The organism is Gryllotalpicola sp. CP2-P1, assembly GCF_057512245.1.
This window is the reverse complement of sequence record NZ_JBLRDT010000010.1, coordinates 19,423-28,832: the sequence shown is the minus strand read 5'-3', so window position 1 is coordinate 28,832 and position 9,410 is coordinate 19,423. Positions and strand designations below refer to the sequence as shown.

General features: G+C 67.4%; 8 protein-coding genes and 2 tRNA genes. 1 reads left to right on the top strand and 9 read right to left on the bottom strand.

The features are described from left to right. The coding region (locus ACM2XV_RS01785; protein ID WP_487025785.1) for an alpha/beta hydrolase fold domain-containing protein at positions 1-271 on the top strand (271 nt) is incomplete at its 5' end. Here ACM2XV_RS01785 and ACM2XV_RS01780 read toward each other — a convergent pair. The 9 genes from ACM2XV_RS01780 to recF all read right to left on the bottom strand — a co-directional run bounded on the left by ACM2XV_RS01780 (position 256) and on the right by recF (position 9,386). Further along, the gene (locus ACM2XV_RS01780; RefSeq protein WP_487025784.1) at positions 256-654 is read right to left on the bottom strand and encodes a PPOX class F420-dependent oxidoreductase; all 399 of its coding nucleotides are present in this window, start codon (positions 652-654) and stop codon (positions 256-258) included. The genes ACM2XV_RS01785 and ACM2XV_RS01780 overlap by 16 nt on opposite strands. 167 nt (positions 655-821) lie before the next feature. Then, positions 822-2,147 carry a ferredoxin reductase family protein gene (locus ACM2XV_RS01775; RefSeq protein WP_487025783.1) on the bottom strand — a complete coding sequence of 442 codons (1,326 nt, stop codon included), beginning with the start codon at positions 2,145-2,147 and terminating at the stop codon, positions 822-824. Between the two features lie 156 nt (positions 2,148-2,303). Continuing rightward, positions 2,304-2,376: transfer RNA gene (locus ACM2XV_RS01770), tRNA-Ala, on the bottom strand. 13 nt (positions 2,377-2,389) lie between these two features. Continuing rightward, positions 2,390-2,466, bottom strand: a tRNA-Ile gene (locus tag ACM2XV_RS01765). A gap of 92 nt (positions 2,467-2,558) precedes the next feature. Then, positions 2,559-2,969 carry a DUF3566 domain-containing protein gene (locus ACM2XV_RS01760; protein ID WP_344775872.1) on the bottom strand — a complete coding sequence of 137 codons (411 nt, stop codon included), beginning with the start codon at positions 2,967-2,969 and terminating at the stop codon, positions 2,559-2,561. Next, on the bottom strand, positions 2,959-5,550 hold the full coding sequence (gene gyrA / locus ACM2XV_RS01755) for a DNA gyrase subunit A (protein ID WP_344775874.1): 2,592 nt from the start codon (positions 5,548-5,550) through the stop codon (positions 2,959-2,961). Before gyrA ends, ACM2XV_RS01760 begins: the two co-directional genes overlap by 11 nt. Positions 5,551-5,581: 31 nt before the next feature. After that, entirely contained in the window at positions 5,582-7,585 is a 2,004-nt protein-coding gene (gene gyrB, locus ACM2XV_RS01750; RefSeq protein WP_487025782.1) for a DNA topoisomerase (ATP-hydrolyzing) subunit B, read from the bottom strand. A gap of 122 nt (positions 7,586-7,707) precedes the next feature. Then, on the bottom strand, positions 7,708-8,211 hold the full coding sequence (locus ACM2XV_RS01745; RefSeq protein ID WP_487025781.1) for a DciA family protein: 504 nt from the start codon (positions 8,209-8,211) through the stop codon (positions 7,708-7,710). Then, complete coding sequence (gene recF / locus ACM2XV_RS01740; protein ID WP_487025780.1) at positions 8,208-9,386, bottom strand: DNA replication/repair protein RecF; 1,179 nt, start codon at positions 9,384-9,386, stop codon at positions 8,208-8,210. The genes ACM2XV_RS01745 and recF overlap by 4 nt, the downstream gene beginning before the upstream one ends. Positions 9,387-9,410 lie beyond the last annotated feature (24 nt).

Below are 9,410 nucleotides of genomic sequence, written 5' to 3'. Positions count from 1 at the left end.
CCGACTCGACCCCGCCGAGCCCCTCGTCAGCCCCGCGTTCGCCCGCGATTTCAGCGGCTTGCCGCCGACCTCGCTCGTGCTCGGCACGCGCGATCTGCTCTTCGCCGACGCCCGCGACTTCCACGCATCCGCCCGCCGCGACGGCGTCGACATCGCGGCCTTCAACGCCGCGGGCGGGTTCCACGTGTTCCTCGCCGCGAGCCGCCTGCCGGAAGCGCGCGCGGCCCGCGCGTGGCTCCGGCGGCGCCTCGCGCCCTACTGGGTCGTGTAGTGCTCGATCGACATGACGAGGATGACGCGATCGGCGCTGTCCGGCGGGGCCTCCTGCCCGGCGTTTCCGTAGCGCTTCCCCAGGTGGATGTAGAACTCGCCCGTCGGGTCGGGCACGACCTCGATCAGCTTGCCGCGCACCTCGAGGTAGTTGAACGGGTTCTCGGGGTTGAGCACGGCGAAGCTCATCGCCGGGTTGTGCTGCAGGTTGCGGAACTTCTGCCTCTTCGTGGTGTGGGTGAACCGCAGAGTCTCGCCGTCGAAGTCGAACCACATCGGGTTGACCTGCACGGTGTCGTCGGGGCGGATCGTGCCGAGGAATCCGTAGTTCGGATTCTCGAGCAGGTGAATGAGGTGGGCAGGAATGACGTCGGCTGCGCTCATGCCCTCATTCAATCAAGGGATGCCTCATCGGCGGCAGCCCGCGCGGCCGGAAGCGCCTCGATCGTAGTCAGGCTCTGACCAGCGCGAAGACGGCGCTCGCGAGCACGAGCACCGAGCCCACCGCGATGACCAGGCTCGTGATCCATCTCTGTCTCACGGGACTCCCCTCAGACCATGTCGAAGCGTTCGCTGCTGATGCGGCTGGGCGGGACGCCCACCTCGACGAGGGCGTCCTCCATGGCATCCATCATCTGCGTCGACCCGCAGATCAGGTGCTCATAGCGGCGGAACTGCGGCGGCAGGTGCCGGCGCAGCAGTTCGGCCGTGATGCGGCCCGACTCGCCGGCCCAGCCCGGGTCGGGCCTGCTGAGCACGTGGACGACCGTGAGATTCGGCAGCGCAGCATCCAACTCGGCGAGCTGATCGCGCAGGATGACCTCGTCCCACCGCGGGCTGGCGTAGAAGAGCGTCACGGGTCGCACGTCTCCGCGCTCCTTCATCGTCGTGAGCATGCTGACGAACGGTGTGACCCCGACGCCGCCGGCGATGAACACGTAGCCGGGAGCCTGCCGGCGGTCCATCGAGAACACGCCGTGCGGGCCGTCGAGATACACGCGGGTTCCCGGTCGCACGGACGGGATCGTGCGGGTGTAGTCCCCTGCCGCCTTGATGGTGATGCTGATCGTTCCGCCTTCCGGAGTGTCCGCCGCGGACGAGAACGAGAACGGGTGCTGCGTCATGCTGAACGGCGAGCGGCCGACGGCGATCCAGCCGAACTGCCCCGGGTCGAAGCGGAAGCCGGGGTGCCCCACCGGTTCGACGACCAGCGTGCTCGCGTTCCCGTATTCGGGGCGCACCTCGACGACCGACCATGGTCGCCGGTAGCGCCCGATCGGGCTGAGCACGCGAATCCAGAGCAGCAGGAAGATCAGCCCGCCGATATAGGCGTCGTAGACGACATGTCGCACGATGCCGACGACGTAGAAGCCGACGAGGCTCGCGTGCAGCAGGGCGAACAGCACGACGGCGACGGCCAGGATGCTGTGCGAGATGTGCCACACCTCGTAGCTGACGCGCAGGCGGCGGCGCCAGAGCGAGATCACGACGAGCACCAGCAGGGCGATGACGCTCGTGAAGGCGAACCGGGCGCGCCACGGCGCGGTCGCGAGATTGAGCAGCGGCAGGTACTTCGGGTCGGCAAGGAACAGCAGGATCGGATGCGCGAGGGCGAAGCCGAGCCCGAAGAACGTGATCTGCACGTGGAACTTGAGCAGCGCGTCGATGCCGAACGGGGCGGCCACGGTCTGGAAACGCGCGATGAGCGCGAACTGCAGCGCGAGGACGGACAGCCCGACGAATCCGAGCGCGACAGAGAACTCCACGAGGAAGGGGCGCCCGGGCGGATTGTCCTGGCCGATGATCAGGGCCAGCGGGGCGAGGCAGAACGCCAGGTAGAGGAAGATCCAGACCAGCCCGCTCAGCAGATTCCTCAACCGGGCCCTCCTCCTGATCGCGGGATGGCTCCCACCCTAGCCACGGGCATGGCCGATCACGAGCAGCGCCCGTGCGGACGCCGTCGTCCGGCCGAAGCCGAAGCTGAATCCGGCATACGAAAACGCCCGGCGAGCTGGCCGGGCGTTGCGACGGAGTGGAGCCTAGGAGAATCGAACTCCTGACATCCTGCTTGCAAAGCAGGCGCTCTACCAACTGAGCTAAGGCCCCGAGAAGGGGAACGTGGTGGGGCTACCAGGACTTGAACCTGGGACCTCTTCATTATCAGTGAAGCGCTCTAACCGCCTGAGCTATAGCCCCGTGAAACGAACCTGTTAGAGATTACCGGACGATTGCCGCTGCGACGAAATCGGGCCGGGAAAACCCTGGGACAGACATCCGCTCGTCTGGAATCAGTTGTTGGTGAAGCCGACGAGCAGGCCGCCGGTGATCTTCACCGACAGGTTGTAGAGCAGCGCCACCACGGCGCCGAGCGCAGTCACGACGATGAGATCGAGGATGCCGACGATGATGGCGAAGCTCATGACGTTGCCCAGGCCGACCGCGTCGAGCAGGCCGCTCTGGCTCTGACCGCCGATGGACTGGAACAGCTCGGCGATCTGCTTGAAGACGCCGGTCTGGGTGAGCACGGTCCACAGCAGGAACGTCGCCACGATGCCGATGATCGCGAGCGCGAGGCCCGCGAGGAACGACACCTTCACGGCCGACCAGAAGTCGACATAGACCAGCTTGAGGCGAACCTGCTTCGACGTGGGGCGCTTCGCCGTCTTGCGGGCGAGTCGCTCGGCGACGCTACTGCTCATCTGTCGGTTCACCCTCCACCGGGCCCGCCGCTGCGGGCTCTGTCGTTTCTACGAGTACTGCCTCTTCGGTACCCTCGCTCGCCTCGCTCACCACGTCCTCGCCGCCGAGCTTCCGCTCGACGTTGCGCGCAAGGGCGATGATGCGGTCGTTGTCCGCGAAGCGGGCGAAGACGACGCCCATAGTATCCCGGCCCTTGGCAGGAACCTCTGAGACGGCCGTGCGCACCACCTTGCCGCTCTGCAGCACGACGAGAACCTCGTCGTCCTCGTCCACGATGAGCGCCCCGGCGAGGTCGCCGCGGTCCTCGACGAGCTTGGCCACCTTGATGCCGAGGCCGCCGCGGCCCTGCAGGCGGTACTGATCGACCGAGGTGCGCTTGGCGTAGCCGCCCTCGGTGACCGCGAACACGAAGCCCTCGTCGGTGACGACGGATGCCGCGAGCAGGCTGTCACCGTCGCGGAAGCTCATGCCCTTCACACCGCTCGTCGAGCGGCCCATCGGCCGCAGCGACTCGTCGGTCGCCGTGAACCTCAGCGACATGCCCTTGCGCGAGACGAGCAGGATGTCGTCGGTGTTCTCGACGAGCAGGGCAGAGATCAGCTCGTCGCCCTCGCGCAGCTTGATGGCGATGATGCCGCCCGTGCGGTTGGTGTCGTACTCCTCGAGCGGGGTCTTCTTCACCAGCCCGTCGCGGGTCGCGAGCACGAGGTGGGTCGCCACCTCGTAGTCGCGGATGTCGAGCACTGCGGCGATCTGCTCGTCGGGCTGCATCGCCAGCAGGTTCGCGACGTGCTGGCCCTTCGCGTCGCGCCCACCCTCCGGCACCTCGTACGCCTTCGCCCGGTACACCCGGCCCATGTTGGTGAAGAACAGCAGCCAGTGGTGGGTGGTCGTGACGAAGAAGTGGTCGACGAGATCCTCGCCGCGCAGCTGCGCGCCGCGGACGCCCTTGCCGCCGCGGTGCTGCGAGCGGTAGTTGTCGCTGCGGGTGCGCTTGATGTAACCGCCGCGGGTGACGGTGATGACCATCTCCTCTTCGGGGATCAGGTCCTCGATCGACATGTCGGCGTCGTAGCCGAGCAGGATGTCAGTGCGGCGCTCGTCGCCGTACTTGTCGACGATCTCGGTGAGCTCGTCGCTGACGATGCCGCGCTGGCGCTCGGGCGACGCGATGATCTCCTTGTATTCGGCGATCTCGCGCTCGAGGGCCTCGAGGTCGTCGATGATCTTCTGGCGCTCGAGCGCGGCGAGGCGGCGCAGCTGCATCGCGAGGATCGCGTTGGCCTGTAGCTCGTCGATGTCCAGAAGCTCGATGAGGCCCGTGCGCGCCTGGTCGACGTCGGGCGAACGGCGGATCAGGGCGATGACCTCGTCGAGGGCGTCGAGCGCCTTCACGAGGCCGCGCTGGATGTGCGCCTTCTCCTCCGCCTGCCGCAGCCGGAACTGCGTGCGGCGCACGATGACGTCGATCTGGTGATCGATCCACGCCGTGAGGAATCCGTCGAGGGGCAGCGTGCGCGGAACGCCGTCGACGATGGCGAGCATGTTCGCGCCGAAGTTCTCCTGCAGCTGGGTGTGCTTGTACAGGTTGTTCAGCACGACCTTCGCCACCGCGTCGCGCTTCAGTGTGATGACGAGTCGCTGGCCGGTGCGGCCCGAGGTCTCGTCGCGGATGTCGGCGATGCCCGCGAGCTTGCCGTCGTTGACGAGGTCGGCGATCTTGATCGCGAGGTTGTCGGGGTTGACCTGGTAGGGCAGCTCGGTGACGACGAGGGCCGTGCGACCGTGGATCTCCTCGACGCCCACGACGGCGCGCATCGTGATCGAGCCGCGGCCGGTGCGGTAGGCGTCGTGGATTCCCTTGACGCCGAGGATCTGGGCGCCGGTCGGGAAGTCGGGCCCCTTGATCCGCTGCATGGCGGCTTCGAGAAGCTCCTCGCGGGTCGCATCCGGGTGCGCGAGCGCCCAGAGCGCGGCATCCGCCACCTCGCGCAGGTTGTGGGGCGGGATGTTGGTGGCCATGCCCACGGCGATGCCGACCGAGCCGTTGACGAGCAGGTTCGGGAAGCGGCTCGGCAGCACGAGCGGCTCATCGGTCGACCCGTCGTAGTTGGGCTGGAAGTCGACCGTCTCCTGGTCGATGTCGCGCACCATCTCGAGGGCGAGCGGCGCCATCTTGGTCTCGGTGTATCGCGGGGCGGCCGCGCCGTCGTTGCCCGGCGAGCCGAAGTTCCCCTGGCCGAGGGCCAGCGGGTAACGCAGCGCCCAGGGCTGCACCAGGCGCACGAGGGTGTCGTAGATCGCCGAGTCGCCGTGGGGGTGGTACTGGCCCATGACGTCGCCGACGACGCGCGCGCACTTCGAGAAGGGGCGGTCGGGGCGGTAGCCGCCGTCGTACATCGCGTAGATGACGCGGCGGTGCACGGGCTTCAGACCGTCGCGCACCTCGGGCAGCGCACGGCCGACGATGACGGCCATGGCGTAGTCGAGGTACGACCGCTGCATTTCCAGCTGCAGGTCGACCTGGTCGATCTTGCCGTGGATGTTGGGCTCGTCGATACCGGGGGTCTCGTCAGACATGTCTTCTTTTCTTTACGGATGCCGGCAGGCTCTAGACGTCGAGGAAGCGAACGTTCTTGGCGTTCTTCTGGATGAAGTGACGACGCGAGTCGACGTCGTCGCCCATGAGCGTCGCGAAGACCTCGTCGGCCGCCGCCGCGTCCTCCATCGTGACCTGGCGCAGCGTGCGCGTCTCGGGGTTCATCGTGGTGTCCCAGAGCTCTTCGTAGTTCATCTCGCCGAGGCCCTTGTAGCGCTGAACGCCGTTGTCCTTGGGAATCCGCTTGCCCGCGGCCTGGCCCGCCTTGAGCAGTGCGTCGCGCTCCTGGTCGGAGTAGACGTACTCGTGCTCGGCGTTGGTCCACTTGAGGCGGTAGAGCGGGGGCTGCGCGAGGTACACGTAGCCGAGCTCGATGAGCGGCCGCATGTAGCGGAAGATGAGCGTCAGCAGCAGCGTCGTGATGTGCTGGCCGTCGACGTCGGCATCGGCCATCAGCACGATCTTGTGATAGCGCACCTTCTCGGCGTCGAACTCCTCGCCGAGGCCGGCACCGAACGCCTTGATCATCGCCTGGATCTCGGCGTTCGCGAGGGCGCGGTCGAGGCGCGCCTTCTCGACGTTCAGGATCTTGCCGCGCAGCGGCAGGATCGCCTGGGTCGAAGGGTTGCGCCCCTGTGTCGCCGAGCCGCCGGCCGAGTCGCCCTCGACCAGGAAGATCTCGGAGATCGACGGGTCCTTCGACGAGCAGTCCTTGAGCTTGCCCGGCATGCCGCTGCCCTCGAGCAGGCCCTTGCGGCGCACCGTCTCGCGCGCCTTGCGCGCGGCGATGCGCGCCGTGGCGGCCTGGATGCCCTTGCGGATGATGTCGCGTGCCGCGTTCGGGTTGCGGTCGAACCAGTCGCCGAGCTGATCGCCCACGACCCGCTGCACATATGCCTTCGCCTCGGTGTTGCCGAGCTTCGTCTTGGTCTGGCCCTCGAACTGCGGCTCGGCGAGCTTGACAGAGATGACCGCGGTCAGACCCTCGCGGATGTCCTCGCCGGAGAGGTTGTCGTCTTTCTCCTTGAGGATGCCCTTCTCGCGGGCATACCGGTTCACGAGTGTCGTGAGCGCCGCGCGGAACCCTTCCTCGTGCGTGCCGCCCTCGTGCGTGTTGATCGTGTTCGCGTAGGTGTGGACGCTCTCGCTGTAGGCGCTGGTCCACTGCATCGCCACCTCGAGGGCGATCTTGCGCTCGGTGTCCTCTGACTCGAAGTGGATGATCTCGTCGTTGACGATCTCGTTCTTCTTGATCGAGTTGAGGTACTCGACGTAGTCCTCGAGGCCGCGCTCGTAGTGGAAGACGTCGCTGCGCGCCTCAATCGGCTCGCCCTCTTCGTCGAGCTGGTCGATCGCGCGCTCGTCGTGCAGCTCGATCGAGAGGCCCTTGTTGAGGAAGGCGTACTGCTGGAAGCGCGATCGCAACGTCTCGTAGTCGAACTCGACGGTCTCGAAGATCTCGTCGTTCGGCCAGAACGTGATGGTCGTTCCCGTGCTCTCGGTGGCCTCACCCTGGGCGAGGGGCGCGTCGGGCTTGCCGTCGTGGTAGCTCTGGGTCCAGACGTGCCCCTGCCGCTTCACCTCGACGTCGAGTCGCTTCGAGAGCGCGTTGACGACCGACGAGCCGACGCCGTGCAGACCACCCGAGACCGCGTAGCCGCCGCCGCCGAACTTGCCGCCGGCGTGCAGCACGGTGAGCACGAGCTCGACCGTCGAGATGCCCTCCGGCTGATGGATGTCGACCGGGATGCCGCGTGCGTTGTCGACGACCCGCACCCCGCCGTCGGGAAGAAGCGTGACGACCACCCGATCACCGCTGCCGGCGAGGTACTCGTCGACCGCGTTGTCCACGATCTCCCACACGAGATGGTGCAGACCGCGGGGCCCGGTCGAGCCGATGTACATTCCGGGCCGCTTCCGAACCGCCTCGAGGCCTTCGAGCACCTGGATCTGGTTCGCGCCGTAGCTCTGGTCGTCAGAGCCGTCGCCGGCCTGGTTCGTCGGTTCGGTCGTCATATGAAATTGAGCTCCTGACCCCACAAATCGTGACGTTCCATCGTATCAGGATGGCTTGCGATTCCCGGGGCTAGACGCCGCTCTGACGCGTTTTTTACGCGTTCGTCATGAGATTTGCCTTCTCAGCCGTAAGTATCGCGAGGGCCACGCCATTGCGTCGACCTGCGACCGTATTTCCAGCTCGGTACGTCCGGCCCGTTGAAACGGATCGACTGGATGCCCGCCCGCGGGTACCGCTGAGCGATTGCAGTCAGCAACTCGACGCGCATGATGCGCAGCTGCGTCGCCCACGCCGTCGACTCGCACTGCACGGTCAGCACGCCGTCCTCGATTCCGAGCGGCTGCGACTTCGACGCCGTGCCCTCGCCCACGAGCTCCGACCAGGCCCCGATGAGCTCGGCCTTGTCGAGCTCGGAGTCCCAGCCGAGCTCCGTCGTAAGCGCGTCCATGACCGACGACAGCCCGCGTGGGTCTCGTCCAGCACCGAACGGCTCAGATCCCGGCTCTCCACTTTCGGCCCGTCGCCGCGCCTTCGAGGTGCGGGCCGACGGTCCGCCGAACAGCTTCTTGAGGCGCAGATAGACGGCGGATGCCTCACTGCGCGGCTCGTCACCGGAGTCGTTCACTCGGCCAGCACCTCCCCCGCACGGATTTTCACGAGCCGGGCGCCGAGCTCGGCCGGCACGTCTTCGAGGACTGCGGCGGTGATGAGCACCTGTTCGAAGTCGCCGATCGCCTGCGCGAGTGCGCGCCGCCGCGCGGCATCCAACTCGGCGAACACGTCGTCGAGGACGAGCACCGGGTCGCCGATCGCGGACTCGGCTCGCAGCAGCTGTGCCGCGGCGAGCCGGAGCCCCAATGCGAACGACCATGATTCGCCGTGGCTCGCGTAGCCCTTGGCGGGGAGTCCGTTGAGCTCGAAGAGCAGATCGTCGCGGTGAGGGCCGACGAGGGTCAGCCCGCGCTCGAGCTCCTTGCGCCGAACCCCGGCAAGGGCCGCGCGGAACACGTCGGCAGTCGCCCCGTCGCCGGTCGACTCGCGCGCAGCGCGCATGGAGACAGAACCGCTCCCGGCATCCCCGTCGTCGTCATCGCCCGCAGCTCCGTGAATGCTGAGCCGCTGCGTGACGCGCGGCTGCTGATCGACGCCCGCGACGGCCTGATATGCGTCGCGCAGCGGCGCCGCCAACTCGGCGACCAGTGCCTCACGCCGGTCGATGAGCTCGCTGCCGAGCTCGACGAGGCGCTCGTCCCAGATCTCGAGCGTCGACAGCTGTGACTCCTTGATGCGCTGGGCGCGCGCGGACTTGAGCAGGGAGTTGCGCTGCGTCACGATCCGCGCGTAGTCGGCCTGAACTCCGGCGAGTCGGGGCGATCGCTGCACGAGGAGCTCGTCGATGAAGCGGCGGCGCGTCGACGGCTCGCCGCGCACGAGGGCGAGATCCTCCGGGGCGAACAGCACGCTCGAGAAGTAGCGGGGCAGCTCGCGCGTGCGCACCGCCGAGCGGTTCACCTGGGCGCGATTCGCCGCCCCGCGATTGAGCTGCACCTCGACGAGCAACTCGCGGTCGACGTGTCGCAGCAGAGCACGGACGACCGCGGCATCCGCCCCCGCCCTGATCATCGCCGCGTCGACGGAGGTGCGGTGCGAGCCGAGCGTCGCGAGATAGCCGAGCGACTCCACGAGATTCGTCTTCCCCTGGCCGTTCGGGCCGACGAAGACCGTGACGCCCGGTTCCAGGTCGAGCTCGGCCGAGCGGTAGTTGCGGAAGTCGGTGAGGGTGAGCCGTTTCACGTGCAACGGTGCTCTCCTCCTCTCCGGCCG